Here is an 18,461-nt window from a genome sequence, read left to right as displayed (position 1 = left end):
ATCCGGCACCCTGGACATGATCGCTAGGATTGATGGGCGGGCCGTGTGCCCGCAGCACGGCACAACAGCGATACAGGGAGCAGCAATTGGCTGAACAGTCGAAACTCGATTCGGTAATCACGCTGGCACAGCACCGCGGGTTCGTCTTCCCCTCCGGTGACATCTACGGCGGAACCCGATCGGCGTGGGACTACGGGCCTCTCGGTGTCGAGCTCAAGGAGAACATCAAGCGCGAGTGGTGGAACGCCTTCGTGAGGGGGCGCGGCGACATGGTCGGGCTCGACTCCGCCGTCATCCTGCCGACCCCGGTGTGGGAGGCGTCCGGGCACGTCAAGGTCTTCTCCGATCCGCTCACCGAGTCGCTCATCACGCACAAGCGCTACCGTGCCGACCACCTGTTCGAGGCGTACGAGGCGAAGCACGGGCACGCGCCGGAGAACGGCCTCGCCGACATCCCCGACCCGGAGCACCCCGACAAGATCGGTCAGTGGACCGAGATCCGTCAGTTCTCCGGCCTCCTCAAGACGTTCCTCGGAGTCGTCGACGACGAGTCGGGCCTGCACTACCTGCGTCCCGAGACCGCTCAGGGCATCTTCACGAACTTCGCCAACGTGCTGCAGACCTCACGCAAGAAGCCGCCGTTCGGAATCGGCCAGATCGGCAAGGCGTTCCGCAACGAGATCACACCCGGAAACTTCATCTTCCGCACCCGCGAGTTCGAGCAGATGGAGATCGAGTTCTTCGTCGAGCCGGGCACCGACGAGGACTGGCAGCAGACCTGGATGGACCTCAGCTGGAACTGGTTCATCGACCTCGGGCTGAAGCCGGAGAACATCCGGTGGTTCGAGCACGCGAAGGACAAGCTCGCGCACTACTCCAAGCGCACGGTCGACATCGAGTACAAGTTCGACTTCACCGGCAGCGAGTGGGGCGAGCTGATGGGCGTCGCCAACCGCACCGACTACGACCTGCGCGTGCATGTGGAGGCATCGGGCAAAGACCTCAGCTTCTTCGACCAGAACAAGAACGAGCGCTTCGTGCCGTACGTGATCGAGCCGTCGTTCGGTCTCACTCGTGCGCTCATGGCATTCCTGGTCGACGCGTACGACGAAGAAGAGGTGCCGAACGCCAAGGGCGGCACCGACAAGCGCACCGTGCTGCGCCTCGACCCGCGCCTCGCGCCGGTCAAGGTCGCGGTGCTCCCGCTCTCCCGCAACGAGGCGCTCTCACCGCTCGCCCGCTCGCTGGCCGACTCCTTGCGCAAGCGCCGCAACGTCGACTTCGACGACTCCGGCGCGATCGGCCGCCGCTACCGCCGCCAGGACGAGATCGGCACGCCGTTCTGCGTCACCGTCGACTTCGACTCGCTCGAGGACAACGCGGTGACGGTCCGCGACCGCGACACGATGCAGCAGGAGCGCATCCCGATCGAAGAGCTCGACGGCTACCTCGCGCGTCGCCTCAAAGAGGTCTGAACCCTCCTCCTGGTCTCAGTGCCGCGAGCGTAGGTTGATGACATGGCAACGGACACCACGCGCACGGCGATGATCATCGGGGGCACCGGCCAGATCGGCGCCGCTGCCGCGAGGAGGCTGGCGCACGACGGCTGGTCGGTGCTCGTCGCCCATCGCGGTCAGCATTCCGGGGATGCGGCCCTCGCCGACCTCGACGTGACCACCATCCGCCTCGACCGCGACGACACGGATGCGCTGCTCGAGCACGCGCGCGGCCACGACCTGGTGCTCGACACGGTCGCCTACGAGCCCCGGCACGCCGATCAGCTCGCGCAGCTCGACGGGGACGTCGGCTCGCTGGTCGTCATCTCGACGGGCAGCGTCTACACCGGGCTCGACGGCGGCTACCTCGACATCGTGACGGGGCCGGAGGACTTTCCCGACTACCCGATCCCCCTGCGCGAGACGGATGAGACGGTCGACAACGACGAGCAGACCTACTCCCCGCTCAAGGCGGCGATGGAACGCAGACTGCTCGAGACCGAGAGCCTGCCCGTGAGCATCCTGAGGCCCGGCGCCATCCACGGACCGTTCAGCCCCGCGCTGCGGGAATGGTTCTTCATCAAGCGGGCGCTCGACCACCGCGGACGAGTGGTGCTCTCCGACGATGGCAGCAACCGGTTCAGCACGTCGTCGACCGTCAACATCGCCGAGCTGGTGAAGCTGTGCGCCGAGCAGCCGGGACACCGCGTCCTCAACGCCGTGGATGAGGACGCCCTCAGCGTCGCCGAGATCGCCCGCGCGGTCTTCGCGATCATGGACCGGGAGGTCGAGGTGGTCACCTTTCCCGGCCCGCCGGTGGAGAGCCTGGGCTCGACGCCGTGGACGGTCGCGCATCCGCTGATCCTGAGCATGGCGGCCGCCACCGTGGAACTCGGTTACCGGCAGCCGACGAACTACGCGGACTCGGTGGGCGCGGCCGTCGACTGGGCCGTGCGCGAAGTCGAGCTCGCCCAGCGCCGGGGCGACGGCTGGGAGAAGGTCTTTCCGACCATGGCGGCACGAGCCCAGGCCGACGGCTGGTTCGACTACGCCGCGGAGGACGCCTTTCTGCGCGACCGGATCACGGCGCGCTGAGCGTCCCGAGGAACGCGATCGTCGAATCGAGGGCCGAACGGGCCGCCGCGTCCTTCAGGTGGAACTGGTACTCGTGCTGCAGCGGCGGGTTCTCGTCGGCCGGGTAGAAGACGCTGGTCACGTCGACGCCGAGCGCCTGCAGCTTCGCCGCCATCGGCTTCGACTGCCCTGCTGTGAGGGGGTCGTCGTTGCCGCCGGAGATCCACGTCGTGGGGAAGTCGCCCGTCACGTCCTCGATCGTCGACATGTCGCGCCCGGCAGCTGTCTTCGACCAGTCCTTCTCGCCGAGGTACGACCAGAGCGCGATGCGGAAGCCCCAGCCGCCGATGCCCGGCGCATCCGGGATGCCGCGCACGTCGTAGATGCCGCAGTTCAGGATGACCGCGCGGAGCTGCTCGCTGGTCAGGGTCGGCGTCACACCCACCCGCTTCGCGTACGCAGGGTTCGTCACGAGCGCTGCGAGCTGCGAGGTGTACTGCGCGCCGGCCGAGTCGCCCGCCAGCACGATGCGCTGGGGGTCGATGTTGTACTCGGCCGCGTGCTCGACGAGGAAGCCGAGCGCCGTGTTGAGCTGCTTCAGCGCGGTGGGATACGTCGTCTCCGGCGAGATCGTGTAGTTCAGGCCGACCGTCGTGTAGCCGTGCGAGGCGATGATCTGCAGGTAGGGGTCGACGTCGCGCTTGTCTCCCGAGATCCAGGCGCCCCCGTGGATCCAGACGACCGTGGTCAGCGGCTCGGTCGTGCCCGACGGCGTGAACACGTCGAGGGAGGTGTCTGCGCCGGCGTCGCCGTAGACGATGTCGCGCTGCGCATCCACGCCGCTCTTCGGCACGTACGGCTCCATCTCGGCGACCGTCTCCTGAGCGCCCCGCTCGAACAGCGACCGGATGAGCAGAGCCCGTCGGCCACGGATTCACGAACGAGACGACGACCACCGTCACCACGGCGAGCCCGGCGGCCAGGAGGCCCACTGTCACGGCGCTGTCGTACCAGTGTCTGCGCGTCCCCTTCGCCATGAGGACGACCCTATCGGGCAGAGACGTCTAGACGACGTACTCCAGCAGGTCGAGCCCGATGGTGCGCATCCCGTCGATGACGGCGAGCCTCGACGACAGGGCCGCGTCGTCGAAGTACATCGAGACCGCGTACGTCACTCCGCAGCCCGGCCCGCGCAGTACGCCGACCTCGCTGCGCACGCCCGCATCCGTGCCCGTCTTGTTGACCAGCAGGATGCCGTGCTCGGCCGCTCGATGCGAGTGCGGGTTGAGGCCGAACGCGCTCGAAACGAGTGAGAAGTCGCTGTTGAGGGAGAGCCAGGAGATGACCCGCTGACTGGTCGGCGGGTCCACGATCTCGCCGCGCGCGAGCGCCGAGAACAGCCAGGTGAGCTCGTTCGCGCTCCCGACGGAGAGCTGCGGGGCGTCGTCGGGGCCGCGGTGGTCGCGCACGAGATCGAGCAGGGCGGTGCGGGTGAGCCCCAGCGCCTCCGTGCGGGCGCTGACGGCCTCCAGGCCGACCCGCCGCAGCAGGACGTTGGTGGCGAGATTGTCGCTGGTGGCTCCGACGAGCGCGGCCAGATCGGCCACGGGGAGCGCGGGAGCCTGCAGGTGCTGCCAGATGCCGGAGTCGCCCACCGCATCCACCGGCGAACGGTCGAGCACGGCGAGCGGGCTGAGCTCTCCGCTCTGCAGCCGTGCGGCGACCTCGACCAGCAGCAGCACCTTGCCGATGCTCGCGGTCGGCATCACCACGTGGTCGTCTACCGAGAACAGCACTGTTCCGGTCGCGAGGTCGGTGGCCCGGGCGGACACCTGTACGCCGTTGAGGGCGAGCTGCCCGAGAGCGGCGAAGCCCCGGCTGAAGTTGGTGGTCGATTCTGTGCCGCGATGGCGGCCGCGTCTGACCGCGCTGTGCCGGTTGCGGCGTTCGGATGCCTGGGTCTGGATCGTCACGGCGGGGGTAAGTCCTTCATCGGGTTCTGATGAGTCTCGCCGCGGACCGCCCCTCCGCTGCTGCTCGATAGTACCCCGCGGAGAGGGGTGACGTGTCCCCTCTCCGCGGGGTATGTCGGTACTCACCAAATGGTGACGCGATCTGTGGGGTTCAGCCACAAGTCATCGCCCTCGGTCACGTCGAAGGTCTCGTAGAACGCGTCGATGTTGCGCACGATCTGGTTGCAGCGGAACTCGTTCGGCGAGTGCGGGTCGATCGCCAGCAGGCGGATGACCTCCTCGTCGCGTCCCTTCTGCTGCCAGGCCTGCGCCCACGACAGGAAGAACCGCTGGGCGCCGGTGAGACCATCGATCACGGGCGGCTCCTCGCCACCGAGCGAGATGCGGTACGCGCGCCACGCGATCCCCAGACCGCCGAGGTCGCCGATGTTCTCGCCGATCGTGAGCGCACCGTTCACGTGGTGGTCGGGAACCTGGGCAGGGGCGAGCGCGCTGTACTGCGCGATCAGGCTCGACGTGCGCTCCTCGAACGCCGTGCGGTCGGCCTCCGTCCACCAGTCCTGAAGGCGACCGTCGCCGTCGTACTTGGAACCCTGGTCGTCGAACCCGTGTCCGATCTCGTGACCGATGACCGCGCCGATCGCGCCGTAGTTGGCCGCGTCGTCCCGGCCGGCGTCGAAGAACGGGAACTGCAGGATCGCCGCCGGGAACACGATCTCGTTGAACCCGGGGTTGTAGTACGCGTTGATCGTCTGCGGCGTCATGAACCACTCGTCGCGGTCGAGCGGCTTGCCGATCTTGCCCAGCTCGCGGTTGAACTCGAACAGGCTCGTCGCCCGCACGTTGCCGATCAGGTCGGTCGGGTCGATCTCGAGGCTCGAGTAGTCGCGCCACTTCACCGGGTAGCCGATCTTCGGTGTGAACTTCTCGAGCTTGTCGAGCGCCCGGGCACGAGTGTCTTCGCCCATCCATTCGAGGGTGCGGATGCTCTGGCGGTACGCCTCGATCAGGTTGCCGACGAGCGCATCCATGCTCTCCTTCGACGCGGGCGGGAAGTGCCGCTCGACATAGATGCGGCCGACGGCCTCGCCCATCGCGCCCTCGACCAGCGCGACGCCGCGCTTCCACCGCACCCGCATCTGCGGCGTGCCGGTGAGCGTGCGTCCGTAGAAGTCGAAGTTCGCCTCGACGAAGTCGCTGGAGAGGTAGGGGGCGGAGCCGTGGATGACCTGCCAGGCCAGCCAGTCCTTCCAGCTCTCGAGCCGGTCGTCCGTGAGGAGGCTCGCGAGCCCGGCCGTGAACGACGGCTGCCGCAGGACGACCTCGGCCAGGGCGCCCTCCGGGGCGCCGAGCGCCTTCTCCCAGGTGGTGAGGTCGGCGCCCGCTTGGGCGTCGCCGGCGAACAGGGCCTCCGCATCCGCCCAGCTGTAGAGGTTGTAGGTCTTCTCCGAGTCGCGCGACTTCACGTTGTCCCAGTGGTGGGAGGCGATGTCCTTCTCCAGGTCGTAGACCCGCTGGGCGCGCTCGGGTGCATCGTCGAATCCGGCAAGCTCGAACATCCGCTGGATGTGCGTCACGAACGCGTCGCGCACCGGAGCGAACGTCTCCTCGCGGAAGTACGACTCGTCGGGCAGCGAGATGCCCGCCTGCTCTGCGAACACGAGGTAGCGTTCCGGGTTGCCCGGGTCGTTGTCGACGAACAGCTGGTAGAAGCCGGCGAGTCCGTGACGTTCCAGCTTGCCGATCGTCTCGAGCAGGCTGGGGATGCTGTCCACATCGCTCGCGAGCGCCAGCTGGCTCTGGATCGGCCCCGTGCCGAGCTGCTCGATGCGGTCCTCGTCCATGAAGCTCGTGTAGAGGTCGCCGAACTTGCGCTCCTCCGTGCCGTCGGACGCCTCCGTGGCCTCCTGGACGATGTCACGCACGGCCGCCTCGGCCTCTTCGGCGAGGATCATGAAGGAGCCCCATCGGGCCTTGTCGCCGGGGATCTCGGTGCGGGCGATCCACTTGCCGTTGACGTGCCGGAACAGGTCGTCCTGCGGCCGCACGGATGGATCGAGTTCAGAGGTTTCGATGCCGGAGTTGGTGGCGGTGTCAGTCATTGTGCCAGCCTACGGGCGCGGGCGGGCGACGCGCATCCGCCCCGCTAGGCGCGGAGTGTCTGTCGGGGTTCGGTGGGTGCCCGGCCGTGTTCGTGCTGCTCGTCGTGCTGCTGCCTTTCCCGGCGCCGGAGCCGCACGAACGAGAGGCCGAAGAGCAGGGCGAGCGTCGCCTGCACGACGAGCGAGACGACGTCGGCCGCCGTGACCGCGACGAACGGCAGGGCGACGATGCTGGCGATGAGTCCGGCGAGGTAGAGCGCTGCCCAGACGCCGCTGAGCAGGGGCCGCGCCGTCATCCGCCACCACGGCCGCGCGGGGCGGAGAGGCTCACCCTGTCCACGGAAGACGCGCGACGCCAGGTACCAGCCCACGAGCTGCAGCGAGGAGAGGATGATCGCCCCCGGCACCCAGCCGAGCGGGTCGAGGACGAGCCAGAGCACACCGTTCACAGCGAGCAGCACGACCACCACGACGGTCTTCTGCCTGACGGAGACGAAACGCATGAGGAACTCCCTGATGCCCGCGCGGTGCGCGCTGGGCTCAGCCTGTCAGATGTTTCGTGCGCGGGCGGGAGGCGTGCCGGTCGCTGCAGCGGCAGCGGGAGCAGCGGATCCCGGCAGGGTCACTCCGCTTCGTGGCCGCGCGTCTGCTCCCACTGCTCGAGGAGCTCGGGCAGCTTGCTGCCGACGAATCGGTAGAACTCGCCCATCTCGAGGAGCCTGGCCCGGGCGACGGATGCGGGATCGTCGATCGCCGCAGCCCCCGCATCCGCCTGCACCGCCAACACCTCGTAGATCTCGTTCTTGCTCGTGAGCGCCTCATACCAGGCGTCTTCGGGGAGCTCGTAGAGGTCGCGCCTGCTCCCGGCCTGCGAGATGCGGCGCACGATGCCGACCGTTTGGAGGTAACGGACCGCACCCGAGATGGCGGCCGCACTGACGCCGAGCTGCTCGGAGAGCTCGACGGCGGTGAGGCCGCCGGTCTCGGTGACGGTCAGGGCCATGAGAACGCGCGCGGGCATCTTGGGAAACCCTGCGGCGGTGAGGATGGCGGCAGCGCGCTCGACGACGTCGCTCAGCGCCCGCTCATCCCTGCTCATATGTCCATCCTTTCATTCCGCGCGAGCCATATACGCGCGCCGCCCTGAATTCGTCAGCCGATGGCGAAGTCCCGTCGACGGATGAGCGCCGCAGCCGCCGCGGTGGCGACGATGGCGATGCCGAACATCCAGTAGCCGCCCGTCCAGTCGACGGTGCCGACGACGACCGGAACATGACTGAATGGCGAGAGGTCGTGCGCCCAGTCGGGCAGGCCGATCAGTCCGCCGAAGATGCCGGCGAACGCGCCGAGGCCGAGGAGGGTCCAGGCGAGCGGGATCGTCAGGCGCGGGAGGACGACGAACACCAGGGCCAGCACACCGAGGTAGACGAGGCCCACGGGCAGCTGCGCGGCGGCTGCGGCGAACGAATCGTTGATGATCGATGCGTCCTCACCCGCCGACACTGCGGAGAGCCCGGCAGCGACGGCTGCGGCGACCAGCACGAGGACGATCGCGATGACCCCGACGAGAAGGAATTCGAAGAGCCAGCGCACCCGGGAGAGCGGGGTGGACATCAGCACCTCCGCGGCACCCGCGGCCTCCTCCTGCCGCAACCGGATCGCCACCTGGGTGGCGCACGCCGCGGCCAGCACACCGGCGAGAGAGAAGATCGCGGCGACGAAGACCTGCGTGAGCGGACCCGACCCTCCCGAACCGATGCTGCCGATGGCCGTCCGGATGTTCGCCAGGCCGGGATCGTCGGCGACCGCCGAGCTGACCACGCTTCCGAGCGAACCGGCGAGCAGTCCGGTGAACAAGCCGCCGACGGTCCAGCCGAGGATGGTCGGCCACTGCAGCCGCCAGGCCAGGCCGAACGGTCCGTTCAGGGCAGCGCGGGCATCCCGTCGGCCGGCTCGCTCCGGGATGAGCCCGGCACCCGAGTCGCGCACCGACTGCAGTGCGAACACGATCACCATCAGGACGGCCGCGAGACCGAGGTCGAGCAGGAGCGGACGCCAGTCGTTCGCCGTGTAGGCCGCCATCTGCTCGCCCCAGCCGATGGGGCTGAGCCACGTCGGCCACGCCGAGATCATGTGGTTGCCGTCGCCGGTGACCGTGCCCGTCGCATCCCCGATGCCGCGCAGAACGTAGGCGAGCACGACGATCGCTGACGCGAATCCGTTGGCGCCGCGCGAGCTCATCATGAGCTGGGCGAGCAGCAGACCGACCGCCAGGAACGCGATGCCCGCGCCCCCGACCGCCGCTCCCGCCACGAAGGACCCGGTCGCCGGGAGGCCCGCGGCGATGAAGCCGAGGCCGGTGAGCACGGCGAGCACCACGTTGGCGAGCACGCCGTGAGTGAGGGTCGCGACGGTGGGCAGGATGCGCGCGGCCGGGGTCGAGGCGACGAGCTCGGCACGTCCGCTCTCCTCCTCGGCGCGCGAGTGGCGAACCGCGAGGAAGGTGCTCATGAGTCCGGCGAGCAGCGCGAGGAAGGTGAAGATCTCGAAGAAGGTGACCGACGCCAGCCCGGTGCCCTGGGGCAGACCGCGCAGTATGAGGATCGCGGGGTTCGCAATGGCCAGCTTCACCAGATCGGCGCGACCCGCGGCATCCCCGTACGTCGTCTGGATGCTCGACGCGGAGAACAGCGCGAGCAGCGCGATGCAGAGGATCCAGATGAGAAGCTGCCAGCGGTCACGGCGCATGCGCTGCCTCAGCAGCACGCCGAGGATGCGCACCGTGCCCTGCGGGTGCGCACCGTCCGTGGAGTGCGGATGCTCGTGACGCGAAACCGGCGAGCGCGTCTCGGTCGTGGTGGTGCTCATCGTGCGTTCGCCTCCACGAGCTCGTCGCCGTAGTGGCGCAGGAAGAGCTCCTCGAGCGACGGCGGAGCGACGGTCAGACCCTTGGTGTCCATCTCTGCGAGCGCGGCCAGCACGGCCGCGAGCTTGTCGCTGTCGGCCGTGAAGTGCACGCGCCCGTTGTCGACGTGCAGGTCGTGGGCATCCGGGATGCGGGCGAGCTGCACCTCGGTCACCCCGTCGGCCGCGAACGCGACCTCGGTGCGCGTGAGGTGCCTGAGGTCGCTCAGCGTGCCGGTCTCGACGGTCTTGCCCGCACGGATGATGCTGACCCGATCGCAGAGCTGCTCCACTTCGGAGAGGATGTGGCTGGAGAGCAGCACGGTCGCTCCCTCTTTTGCGACACGGGCGACCTCCGCGTTGAAGACCGCCTCCATCAGCGGGTCCAGGCCGCTGGTGGGCTCGTCGAGGATGTAGACATCGGCCGGCGTCACGAAAGCGGCGACCAGGGCCACCTTCTGCCGGTTGCCCTTGGAGTATGTGCGGCCCTTCTTGGCCGGGTCGAGCTGGAAGGCGTCCACGAGGCGCTTCTTGCGAGCGGCGTATGCGGCCTTATCGGCGGTGCCGCCGCGGAGGCGCGCGAGAAGGTCGATGGCCTCGCCGCCGGAGAGATTGGGCCAGAGACTGACGTCGCCCGGAACGTACGCGAGACGGCGGTGCAGGTCGACCGCGTCCTTCCACGGGTCGCGCCCGAAGAGGGTGGCGCTGCCGCCGCTGGACTTCGCGAGTCCGAGCAGGATGCGGATCGTCGTGGACTTGCCCGCCCCGTTCGGACCGAGGAAGCCGTGCACCTCCCCCGCCGAGACCGAGAGGTCGAGGCCGTCGAGGGCTCGCACATGACCGAAACGCTTCTCGAGGCCGGAGGCCTCAATCACTGTGTTCATGCGCGTGACTCTACGCTGTTTTCACAAGTTTGTGAAAACTCCTAACGATTTATATACGGTCGACGCAGCCCGCTGTCGACTACGACGTCGCGACGAGCCGGTACCCCGCCGCGATGAGCGTCTCCGTCATGTGCTGGGCGTACCACTCCGGCCACTGCTCGTCGTATTTGCCGCCGAGCTCGGTGGCCTCGTGGACACCATGGGCCTCGGCGGCCTGCTTCAGGTGGTCGAGGATCACCGGGGTCATCTCGTTCTGCGCGAGCTCCCCATCCTGCGCGCTCATCGTCCCGGCAGCCTTGTCTTGATCTCCTGCACGATCCAGCCGTTGCCGTCCGGGTCTTCGAAGGAGGCGAACGAGGAGTAGTCGGCGCGCTCGGGATGCGGACCGGGCACGCGGTCCTTCGTGCCGGCGTGGTGAAAGACGCCGGTTGCATCGTGGAAGATCTCCGAGACATCCGCGCCCGCCTGCACGAGTGCGTCGCGCGCCTCCTCGATGTCGAACACGGTGAGCTGCAACCCCTGGCTGGAGCCCGGCGCGCTCGTGGTGAGGCCGGTGCCGAAGATGATCGAGGCTTCCGACTCCGGCGGCGTGAACTGCACCACCCGGTACTCCGGATCCAGCGCGAAGTCGGCGTCGAGCCGCCAGCCCAGCCGCTCGTAGAACTGTTTCGCCCGATCGACATCGGAGACGGGGAGAACGACGACTTCCAGTTTCATGTACACGGTTACGTCCCTTCGACTCACTGACGCCAGGCAGCTGATGCGCTCACGATGCCACGGATGCTCGTGCTGGTCCAGGGCTTCCGCAGTGGATCACCCTCAGGTCGTCGCGTCGAAGATCTCCTGGCGGAAGGCGAGGGTCAGGTCGGCCATCGTGGGCCGCGCATCCGGATCGCGGGAGGTCATCGCCGTCAGCAGCGGTGACCACCGGCCGGGAAGATCGCCGGGGACAGCCGGGTCGGCCGAGAGCCGCGCCATCGCCGACTCGACCTGACCGCCGGGGAACGCGATCGTGCGCGTGAAGCACTGCAGCAGCACGAGACCGAGCGAGTAGACGTCGGAAGCCGTGGTGATCGGCTGACGAGCGGCCTGCTCCGGGCTGAGGTAGGCCGCCGTACCCGTGGTCTCCTGACCGTGGTCGCTGGTGTCGTCTTCGGCTGAGAGTGCGATCCCGAAATCGGCCAGGCGGGCGCGGGCGCGGAATGTCGAGGTGCCGTACTCGACGAGCATGATGTTGGACGGCTTGAGGTCGTGGTGGATGACGCCGCGGGCGTGCACGTATTCGAGGGCCTCGGCGAGGTCGAAGGCGATCTCGGCGATCTCCTCGGTTGTCGGAGCACGCTGGTCGAGGGTGGTCTGCAGATCCGTTCCGCGCACCAGCTCCATCACGAGGAAGGGCCGCGGGTCGTCCGGTGTCGAGTAGTCGATGCCCGCGTCGATGAGCGAGACGATGCCGTGGTGGCTGAGCCGGGCGAGCGCGGCCAGCTCGGTGTGGTGCTGGTCCATGTCGGCGGCACCGCCCGCGCGGAACAGCTTGAGGGCGACATCGCGGTCGAGCGTCTCGTCGTGCGCACGGAAGATCGATGCCATGCCGCCACGGCCGATCAGGGTGTGCGGCCGGTAACGGCCGAGCAGCAACGGTGCAGCGGATTCCGGGATGGTCGTCGTCATGGGCAGGCCTCCTCGGACGAGTGTACGGACGGCCCGCGCGCCTGGCGAACCGGGCCCGGGGGCTTGACACGGGAAGCGCATCCATGCTGCTTATAGAGGAATGAACGCTGACACGAGAATCCCCCTGAACGACGGCAACACCCTTCCCCCGCTCGGGTTCGGCACCTACCCGCTGCGCGGACAGGAGGGCACGGAGGCCGTGCTCTCGGCTCTCGACATCGGCTACCGGCTGCTCGACACCGCTGTGAACTACGGCAACGAGGATGCGGTGGGCCGAGCCGTCGCGGAGACCTCCGTGCCGCGCGAGGAGATCCAGGTCACCACCAAGCTTCCCGGCCGCGACCACGGCTACGAGGAGACGCTGGCCTCGTGCCACCGCTCGCTGGACGCCCTGGGACTCGACTACCTCGACCTCTACCTCATCCACTGGCCGAACCCCAGCGTCGGCAAGTGGCTCGACACCTGGAAGGCGATGATCGAGCTGCGCGCCGACGGCCCGGTGCGGTCGATCGGCGTCTCGAACTTCACGATCGAGTTCCTCGAACGGCTCGAGGCGGAGACCGGGGTGCTTCCTGCCGTGAACCAGATCGAACTGCATCCGTTCTTCCCCCAGACCGAGCTGGTGGAGTACCACCGCGCGAAGGGCATCGTCACGGAGGCATGGAGTCCGCTCGGCAAGAACGCGCCCGTGCTCACGGCGGAACCCATCACGAACGCGGCGGCGGCCCACAACGTCACTCCGGGCCAGGTGGTGCTGCGCTGGCACACGCAGATCGGCTCGCTGCCCATCCCGAAGTCGGCCTCGACAGCGCGGCAGCGGGAGAACTTCGACATCTTCGGATTCGAGCTCGATGGCGACGAGGTCGCAGCGATCACGGCGCTCGGCAAGCCGGACGGCCGACTGTTCGGCGGTGACCCGAACACCCACGAAGAGATGTGAGCATCCCGTCGCACGGATGAACAGGGGGCGAAGCGTCTGGCGCGTCGCCCCCTCGCGCGGTAGCTTCGATCAGACGACCTGAGTATCTCTCAGGTCCACGGCGCGACGAAAGGGAACCACATGTCTGACAGACCGACGATCGTTCTCGTCCACGGAGCCTGGGCCGACGGCTCCAGCTGGAACGAGGTGACGCCGCGGCTCCAGGAACAGGGCTTCACCGTGCAGGTTCCGCCGAACCCGCTGCGCGGGCTCGCGGGCGACGCTGCCTACATCGCTTCATACCTGGCCCAGCGCACGAGCGGACCCGTCGTGCTCGTCGGCCACTCCTACGGCGGCGCCGTGATCACGAACGCGGCGCTCGGCGGCGGAGACGTCAAGGCCCTCGTCTACGTGGATGCGTTCATCCCCGACGAAGGCGACACCGTCGTGGCCCTGCTGGCCGGCTCGGGATCGGCGCTCGACGTTCCCGACCCGACGACCGTGCTCGACATCGCCGGCTACCCGGGCGCTCCGGAGGGCGACGCTGAGGCATTCCTCAAGCCGGACACCGTGCACACGAGCTTCGCGCAGGACCTGCCCGAAGCGGACCGCTTGCTGATCGTCGCGAGCCAGCGCCCGGCGGCCCTCGGTGCGAACGTCGCTCCATCCGGTGTCCCCGCCTGGAAGACGCTTCCGAGCTGGGCCGTGCTCGGCACGGACGACCGCACCATCCCGATCGGGGTTCAGCGGAGCATGGCGGAGCGTGCGGGCTCGACGATCACCGAGGTCGACGCATCCCACGTCTCCATGGTGTCGCAGCCGCAGGTGACGATCGCCGCGATCCTCGCCGCAGTGGATGCGGTGAGCTGACGGCGACGACCCCACTGACGGTGCTCGGGCGGGAGGGGTGGTCTCACGACCACTCCTCCCGCACGAACCGGGCGAACTGCGCGGCTGCCGCCGACGTGCTGCGGGACCGGTTCGTGGCCAAGCCGATCACCCGCGTCGCCTCGTCCGCGAGCGGGACCAACGTGATCCCGGGATCGTTCTCGGTGTCGGGCAGGAGCGCGACGCCGATGCCGGCCCGCACCAGTCCGCGCAGCGTCGAGAGCTCGGTGACCTCCATCACCACACGGGGAACCACCCCGTGCATCGCGAAGTAGGAGTCGGCGATCCCCCTCAGCCCGGAACCCGGCTTGAGCGCGACGAAGTCGAGCTCCTCGAGCTCGCTCACCTGGACGCCTTCTCTCGACGCGAGCGGATGCCCCTCCGGGACGCCGAGTGCCAGCCGCTCCGAGGTGAGGGGCCGCCAGTCGATCTCCGGATCGCGGGGGTCGGGGCTCAGGAACGCCACGTCAGCAGCCCCTCCGCTGATCGCCTCGAGCACGGTGTCGGCCGTGCCGCCGCTCAGCACGAACCGGATCTCGGGGAACAGTGCCCGGTAGTCGCCGACGACCCGCGGGATCAGCCACGAACCGAACGACGACACGTAGGCGATCGACACGGTTCCCGCCGAGGGATCGCGGAGCGCATCGATCCGGGCCCGAGCGGTCTCGAACTCGGTCAGCGCACGGGATGCGTGGGTGAGCAGGATCCGCCCGTAGCGGTTCAGCTCCAGCCGGTTCTTCGAGCGGTCGAAGAGTTCGACGCCCATCTCCGCCTCCAGTCGGCCGATCGACCGCGACAGGGTCGACTGCGAGACGCCGAGCGCCTCGGCCGCGTGCGCGACATGGCCGTCGGCGGCGAGCGCAAGAAAATGGGTGACCTCATCGATCCGCACTCTGCCATCATGCCCGCAAACCGGACGATGGACGTGGTGGCGTTCGGGCTGATAAAGTCGCCGAGTCCGTGACGCACGCAAGGAGGTGAGACCCATGAACGCAGTATCGATTGGGTGCTCCCCGTCTTCTTCACGGGCGGCGGTTTGACGTAGGTGTCGCCGGGAGCGCCTCGACAAGGCAATCCCGAAAGGCAACAACCTATGCATTTCACAACCGAGACATCGTCGAACGGTGTCATCGAGCGCTCGTTCACTCTGGGTGACGTGACCGGCGTTCTCTGGTCGCCCGCATCCCTGCCCGGTCGTGCGCCACTGGTGCTGATGGGCCACGGCGGCGGCCTGCACAAGCGGGCACAGGGACTCGTGGCCCGCGCCCACCACCTCGTGACCACCTGCGGGTACATCGTGGCGGCCATCGACGCCCCGGGACACGGCGACCGGCCGCGATCGGCGGCGGACAACCAGTCGGTCTCCGCCCTCCTCGAGGCCCGGGCGGCCGGCGGGCCGATCGGCCGGATCGTCGCCGACTACAACGCGTCGCTGGCGGAGCGTGCCGTGCCGGAATGGCAGGCCGCTCTCGACGCGCTTCAGGAGCTGCCCGAGATCGGCCCCGACGGTCCGGTCGGCTACACCGGGATGACGTTGGCGTCGGCCATCGGGCTGCCGCTGATGGCGGTCGAACCCCGGATCACCGCTGCCGTCGTCGGCGGGGTCCTCGTGTACGACTCCCTCCTCGAAGCGGCGGCACGGATCACCATCCCGATCCAGTTCCTGCTCCCGTGGGACGACGAGGAGATCGACCGCGCATCCGGTCTCGCGTTGTTCGACACTTTCGCCTCGACGGAGAAGACGCTGCACGCCAACCCCGGCGGGCACCACCAGGTGCCGTGGTTCGAGGCGGAGGACTCGGTGGCGTTCTTCGCCCGGCACTTCGACGCGCGAACACGGGCGGTAGCGTTGGGTCGGTGAAGAGCGACGTCGAGCGGCAGCGGGTCGACCGGGAGATCCTCCGCCTGGCCGTTCCCGCGCTCGGCGCACTGGTCGCCGAACCCGTGTTCCTGCTCGCCGACTCTGCGATGGTCGGCCATCTCGGCGTCGTCCCGCTCGCCGGTCTCGGGATCGCCAGCGCCATCCTGCAGACCATCGTCGGCCTCATGGTCTTCCTCGCCTACAGCACCACGCCCGCCGTGGCGCGCAGCCTCGGCGCAGGCGACGAGCGCGGTGCCGTGGCGGCCGGGGTCGACGGATGCTGGCTCGCGCTCGGCCTCGGGATCGTGCTCGCCGTCGGCGGCTGGTTCGCATCGCCCTCGCTGGTCGCCCTGTTCGGCGCGTCACCCTCGATCTCGGCCGCCGCGACCCGCTATCTGGAGCTCTCCATGCTCGGACTGCCCGCGATGCTGCTGGTCTTCGCCGGAACGGGGCTGCTGCGCGGGCTGCAGGACACCCGCACGCCCCTGTACGTCGCCGGCGCGGGGTTCGCTGTCAACATCCTGCTCAACTTCGTCTTCATCTATCCGCTCGGACTCGGGATCGCCGGCTCGGCCATCGGCACCGTCGTCGCCCAGTGGGGAATGGCCGCCGTCTACCTCGTGATCGTCGCGCGCAATGCGCGCCGGGTCGGGGCGCCGCTGCTGCCGCACCACGCCGGTCTCGGAAACAGCGTGCGGTCGGGCGGCTGGCTCTTCGTGCGCACGGCGAGCCTGCGCGCGGCCATGCTGCTCGCCGTGTTCACCGCGACCCGGCTGGGGCCGGATGAGCTCGCCGCCTTCCAGGTCACGCTGACCGTCTTCGCTACGGTCGCCTTCGCCCTCGACGCGCTCGCCATCGCAGCGCAGGCACTCGTCGGCAAGGGGCTGGGTGCCGGGGACCTCGCGGGCGTCCGGGCGGTGCTCCGCCGCTGCCTGCAATGGGGCGTCGGGGCCGGGGTCGCCTTCGGAGCGCTCGTCGTGGTGACCAGCCCGGTGGCCGCGGCACTGTTCACGAGCGACCCGGCCGTCGCATCCCTGCTCCCCGTGACGCTCGTCATCATCGGGCTCGGGGCGCCGTTGGGCGGCTACGTGTTCGTGCTCGACGGGGTGCTCATCGGGGCCGGGGATGCGCGGTACCTGGCGCTCACGGGCCTCGCGAACGTCGCAGTGTTCGTGCCGCTCGCACTGGCGGTCGGCGCCTGGGGCGGCCACGACGCATCCGGACTCGCCTGGCTGACGGCCGCGTTCGCGTTCGGCTACATCGGCGCACGCGCGCTGACGCTCGGCCTGCGTGCCCGGACGACGCGCTGGATGCGCGTCGGCGTGTGACTATCACCGCGAACGCGGCCACCTTGCGAAGGAGAAGTCCTTCGACACGCCGACGAATACTCCGTCACGACGGATGATCGCGCGATTCGAGGCGCAGAACTCCGACCTCGCGAAAGGGCGACGACCTACGAGAGCCACTCCCGGGCGGCGACCACGAGGGCGCGCACGCCCGTGTCGATGGTCGGCTGCGACAGGGGTGCGAAGTGCGGGGAGTGGTTCGACGGGATGTCCGTCTCCAGCGCGCCCGCGGCCGCGGCCGCGCGGTACTTCTCCGGGTCCGCTCCGCCGAGGATCCAGTACACGAGCGGGACGCCGGCCGCGGTGGCGAGGTTGCCGACATCCTCGCTGCCCGAGAGCGCTCCCGGGTCGAACAGCGCGTCCTCGCCGAACTCCGCCGCGAACACTGCGGTGACGCGGGCGGTCGCGTCCGGGTCGTTGACGGTCACCGGATACTGCTCGCCGAACTCGATGGTCGGCGGCTCCGTCGCACCGGATGCGGCGGCTTCGGCGGTGACGATCCGTTCGACTCCGGAGAGCACCCGCGCGCGGACCTCCTCGTTGAAGCTGCGAACGCTGACGCCGAGCCTGGCCTCTGCGGCGATGATGTTGTTGGCCGTTCCCGCGTGCAGCGAACCGACCGTGACGACCGACGTGTCCTGCGGAGCGACTTCGCGTGAGACCACGGTCTGCAGGCGCATCACCGTGGCCGCGGCCATCACGACGGGGTCGATGGTCGTCTCCGGACGGGATCCGTGCCCACCGCGGCCGTGCATGGTGATCTCCATGGTGTCGACGGCGGCCATGGCGGCTCCCGGATGCGCGCCGAGCATCCCCGCAGGCAGCGGCGTGACGTGCTGGCCGAGCACCACATCCGGGCGCGGGACCTTCTCGTAGAGTCCGTCTTCCACCATCACCTGGGCGCCGCCGCCGTGCTCCTCCCCCGGCTGGAAGAGGGCGACCAGGGTCCCGCTCCATTCGCCGCGCTCGGCGGCCAGCCGCTCGACCGCACCGATCAGGCAGGTGATGTGGATGTCGTGGCCGCAGGCGTGCATGACCGGCACGACCGTGCCGGTGTCGTCGGTCGAGGTCTGCGTGGAAGCCCAGGCGAGGCCGGTGTCCTCGAGCACGGGCAGCGCATCCATGTCGGCCCGGAGCAGCACGGTCGGGCCGGCGCCGTTCTCGAGCACGCCCACGACACCGGTGCGGCCGATGCCGGTCGTCACGACGAGGCCGAGTTCTCGGAGGTGCTCGGCGATGAGTCCAGAGGTGCGGTGCTCCTGGAAGGAGAGCTCGGGGTGGCTGTGCAGGTCGCGGTACAGGGCTTCGAGATCCGTCATCCCCTCAGCCTAGAGCGAGCGGGG

General features: G+C 69.0%; 18 protein-coding genes. 6 read left to right on the top strand and 12 right to left on the bottom strand.

Features of this window, described 5'->3' with window-relative positions:
• The first annotated feature begins 86 nt into the window (after nucleotides 1–86).
• Both ACFVV0_RS02655 and ACFVV0_RS02650 read left to right on the top strand, forming a co-directional pair.
• Complete coding sequence (locus ACFVV0_RS02655) at nucleotides 87–1,475, top strand: glycine--tRNA ligase (RefSeq protein WP_387057837.1); 1,389 nt, start codon at nucleotides 87–89, stop codon at nucleotides 1,473–1,475.
• 42 nt (nucleotides 1,476–1,517) lie between these two features.
• Nucleotides 1,518–2,591, top strand: a complete 1,074-nt coding sequence (locus tag ACFVV0_RS02650; RefSeq protein ID WP_387057834.1) for an NAD-dependent epimerase/dehydratase family protein — start codon at nucleotides 1,518–1,520, stop codon at nucleotides 2,589–2,591.
• On the opposite strand, the gene ACFVV0_RS02645 is transcribed toward ACFVV0_RS02650, so the two are convergent.
• The 10 genes from ACFVV0_RS02645 to ACFVV0_RS02600 form a co-directional block, all read right to left on the bottom strand.
• A complete protein-coding gene (locus ACFVV0_RS02645) occupies nucleotides 2,578–3,423 on the bottom strand; it encodes an alpha/beta hydrolase (protein WP_387057831.1) in 846 nt (281 codons plus the stop codon). The two genes, ACFVV0_RS02650 and ACFVV0_RS02645, sit on opposite strands and share 14 nt — an antisense overlap.
• 211 nt (nucleotides 3,424–3,634) lie before the next feature.
• Entirely contained in the window at nucleotides 3,635–4,543 is a 909-nt protein-coding gene (locus tag ACFVV0_RS02640) for a serine hydrolase (RefSeq protein WP_387057828.1), read from the bottom strand.
• A 122-nt stretch (nucleotides 4,544–4,665) separates the two neighbouring features.
• On the bottom strand, nucleotides 4,666–6,645 hold the full coding sequence (locus ACFVV0_RS02635) for a M13 family metallopeptidase (RefSeq protein WP_387057825.1): 1,980 nt from the start codon (nucleotides 6,643–6,645) through the stop codon (nucleotides 4,666–4,668).
• 44 nt (nucleotides 6,646–6,689) lie between these two features.
• Nucleotides 6,690–7,148: a hypothetical protein gene (locus ACFVV0_RS02630; protein ID WP_387057822.1), complete on the bottom strand. Its 459-nt coding sequence runs from the start codon at nucleotides 7,146–7,148 to the stop codon at nucleotides 6,690–6,692.
• 119 nt (nucleotides 7,149–7,267) lie between these two features.
• Entirely contained in the window at nucleotides 7,268–7,744 is a 477-nt protein-coding gene (locus ACFVV0_RS02625; RefSeq protein WP_387057819.1) for a GbsR/MarR family transcriptional regulator, read from the bottom strand.
• Nucleotides 7,745–7,797: 53 nt separating this feature from the next.
• Nucleotides 7,798–9,513 carry an ABC transporter permease gene (locus tag ACFVV0_RS02620; protein ID WP_387057816.1) on the bottom strand — a complete coding sequence of 572 codons (1,716 nt, stop codon included), beginning with the start codon at nucleotides 9,511–9,513 and terminating at the stop codon, nucleotides 7,798–7,800.
• Nucleotides 9,510–10,433, bottom strand: a complete 924-nt coding sequence (locus ACFVV0_RS02615; RefSeq protein WP_387057813.1) for an ABC transporter ATP-binding protein — start codon at nucleotides 10,431–10,433, stop codon at nucleotides 9,510–9,512. The genes ACFVV0_RS02620 and ACFVV0_RS02615 overlap by 4 nt, the downstream gene beginning before the upstream one ends.
• A gap of 79 nt (nucleotides 10,434–10,512) precedes the next feature.
• Nucleotides 10,513–10,716, bottom strand: a complete 204-nt coding sequence (locus ACFVV0_RS02610; protein WP_387057810.1) for a hypothetical protein — start codon at nucleotides 10,714–10,716, stop codon at nucleotides 10,513–10,515.
• Nucleotides 10,713–11,150 (bottom strand): VOC family protein, encoded by a 438-nt coding sequence (locus ACFVV0_RS02605; RefSeq protein ID WP_387059443.1) that lies wholly within the window; start codon nucleotides 11,148–11,150, stop codon nucleotides 10,713–10,715. The genes ACFVV0_RS02610 and ACFVV0_RS02605 overlap by 4 nt, the downstream gene beginning before the upstream one ends.
• Nucleotides 11,151–11,252: 102 nt before the next feature.
• A complete protein-coding gene (locus tag ACFVV0_RS02600; protein WP_387057807.1) occupies nucleotides 11,253–12,104 on the bottom strand; it encodes a serine/threonine-protein kinase in 852 nt (283 codons plus the stop codon).
• Between the two features lie 100 nt (nucleotides 12,105–12,204).
• On the opposite strand from ACFVV0_RS02600, the gene ACFVV0_RS02595 reads away from it, so the two are divergent.
• Together ACFVV0_RS02595 and ACFVV0_RS02590 are read left to right on the top strand one after the other, a co-directional pair.
• Nucleotides 12,205–13,044 carry an aldo/keto reductase gene (locus tag ACFVV0_RS02595; protein ID WP_387057804.1) on the top strand — a complete coding sequence of 280 codons (840 nt, stop codon included), beginning with the start codon at nucleotides 12,205–12,207 and terminating at the stop codon, nucleotides 13,042–13,044.
• Between the two features lie 120 nt (nucleotides 13,045–13,164).
• Nucleotides 13,165–13,893: an alpha/beta fold hydrolase gene (locus ACFVV0_RS02590; RefSeq protein WP_387057801.1), complete on the top strand. Its 729-nt coding sequence runs from the start codon at nucleotides 13,165–13,167 to the stop codon at nucleotides 13,891–13,893.
• A 43-nt stretch (nucleotides 13,894–13,936) separates the two neighbouring features.
• On the opposite strand, the gene ACFVV0_RS02585 is transcribed toward ACFVV0_RS02590, so the two are convergent.
• Nucleotides 13,937–14,803 carry a LysR family transcriptional regulator gene (locus ACFVV0_RS02585; protein ID WP_387057798.1) on the bottom strand — a complete coding sequence of 289 codons (867 nt, stop codon included), beginning with the start codon at nucleotides 14,801–14,803 and terminating at the stop codon, nucleotides 13,937–13,939.
• A gap of 201 nt (nucleotides 14,804–15,004) precedes the next feature.
• Here ACFVV0_RS02585 and ACFVV0_RS02580 point away from each other — a divergent pair, with 201 nt between their 5' ends.
• Together ACFVV0_RS02580 and ACFVV0_RS02575 are read left to right on the top strand one after the other, a co-directional pair.
• Nucleotides 15,005–15,772: a dienelactone hydrolase family protein gene (locus tag ACFVV0_RS02580; protein WP_387057795.1), complete on the top strand. Its 768-nt coding sequence runs from the start codon at nucleotides 15,005–15,007 to the stop codon at nucleotides 15,770–15,772.
• Nucleotides 15,769–17,100: an MATE family efflux transporter gene (locus ACFVV0_RS02575; RefSeq protein WP_387057792.1), complete on the top strand. Its 1,332-nt coding sequence runs from the start codon at nucleotides 15,769–15,771 to the stop codon at nucleotides 17,098–17,100. Before ACFVV0_RS02580 ends, ACFVV0_RS02575 begins: the two co-directional genes overlap by 4 nt.
• 125 nt (nucleotides 17,101–17,225) lie before the next feature.
• Here the strand turns inward: ACFVV0_RS02575 and ACFVV0_RS02570 are convergent, their stop codons facing one another.
• The gene (locus tag ACFVV0_RS02570) at nucleotides 17,226–18,437 is read right to left on the bottom strand and encodes an amidohydrolase (RefSeq protein WP_387057789.1); all 1,212 of its coding nucleotides are present in this window, start codon (nucleotides 18,435–18,437) and stop codon (nucleotides 17,226–17,228) included.
• Nucleotides 18,438–18,461: the final 24 nt, after the last annotated feature.

The organism is Leifsonia sp. NPDC058230, assembly GCF_042882245.1.
Lineage (GTDB): Bacteria > Actinomycetota > Actinomycetes > Actinomycetales > Microbacteriaceae > Leifsonia.
The sequence above is the reverse complement of the archived record's forward strand: the minus strand, read 5'-3'. Positions and strand labels throughout refer to the sequence as shown.

What these genes read in the sequence shown, in the direction of transcription:
- ACFVV0_RS02625 (WP_387057819.1), bottom strand. Translation starts at nt 7,744, where the DNA reads ATGAGCAGGGATGAGCGGGCGCTGAGCGACGTCGTCGAGCGCGCTGCC.
- ACFVV0_RS02595 (WP_387057804.1), top strand. Translation starts at nt 12,205, where the DNA reads ATGAACGCTGACACGAGAATCCCCCTGAACGACGGCAACACCCTTCCC.
- ACFVV0_RS02635 (WP_387057825.1), bottom strand. Translation starts at nt 6,645, where the DNA reads ATGACTGACACCGCCACCAACTCCGGCATCGAAACCTCTGAACTCGAT.
- ACFVV0_RS02570 (WP_387057789.1), bottom strand. Translation starts at nt 18,437, where the DNA reads ATGACGGATCTCGAAGCCCTGTACCGCGACCTGCACAGCCACCCCGAG.
- ACFVV0_RS02580 (WP_387057795.1), top strand. Translation starts at nt 15,005, where the DNA reads ATGCATTTCACAACCGAGACATCGTCGAACGGTGTCATCGAGCGCTCG.
- ACFVV0_RS02590 (WP_387057801.1), top strand. Translation starts at nt 13,165, where the DNA reads ATGTCTGACAGACCGACGATCGTTCTCGTCCACGGAGCCTGGGCCGAC.
- ACFVV0_RS02600 (WP_387057807.1), bottom strand. Translation starts at nt 12,104, where the DNA reads ATGACGACGACCATCCCGGAATCCGCTGCACCGTTGCTGCTCGGCCGT.
- ACFVV0_RS02615 (WP_387057813.1), bottom strand. Translation starts at nt 10,433, where the DNA reads ATGAACACAGTGATTGAGGCCTCCGGCCTCGAGAAGCGTTTCGGTCAT.
- ACFVV0_RS02620 (WP_387057816.1), bottom strand. Translation starts at nt 9,513, where the DNA reads ATGAGCACCACCACGACCGAGACGCGCTCGCCGGTTTCGCGTCACGAG.
- ACFVV0_RS02650 (WP_387057834.1), top strand. Translation starts at nt 1,518, where the DNA reads ATGGCAACGGACACCACGCGCACGGCGATGATCATCGGGGGCACCGGC.
- ACFVV0_RS02605 (WP_387059443.1), bottom strand. Translation starts at nt 11,150, where the DNA reads ATGAAACTGGAAGTCGTCGTTCTCCCCGTCTCCGATGTCGATCGGGCG.
- ACFVV0_RS02610 (WP_387057810.1), bottom strand. Translation starts at nt 10,716, where the DNA reads ATGAGCGCGCAGGATGGGGAGCTCGCGCAGAACGAGATGACCCCGGTG.
- ACFVV0_RS02630 (WP_387057822.1), bottom strand. Translation starts at nt 7,148, where the DNA reads ATGCGTTTCGTCTCCGTCAGGCAGAAGACCGTCGTGGTGGTCGTGCTG.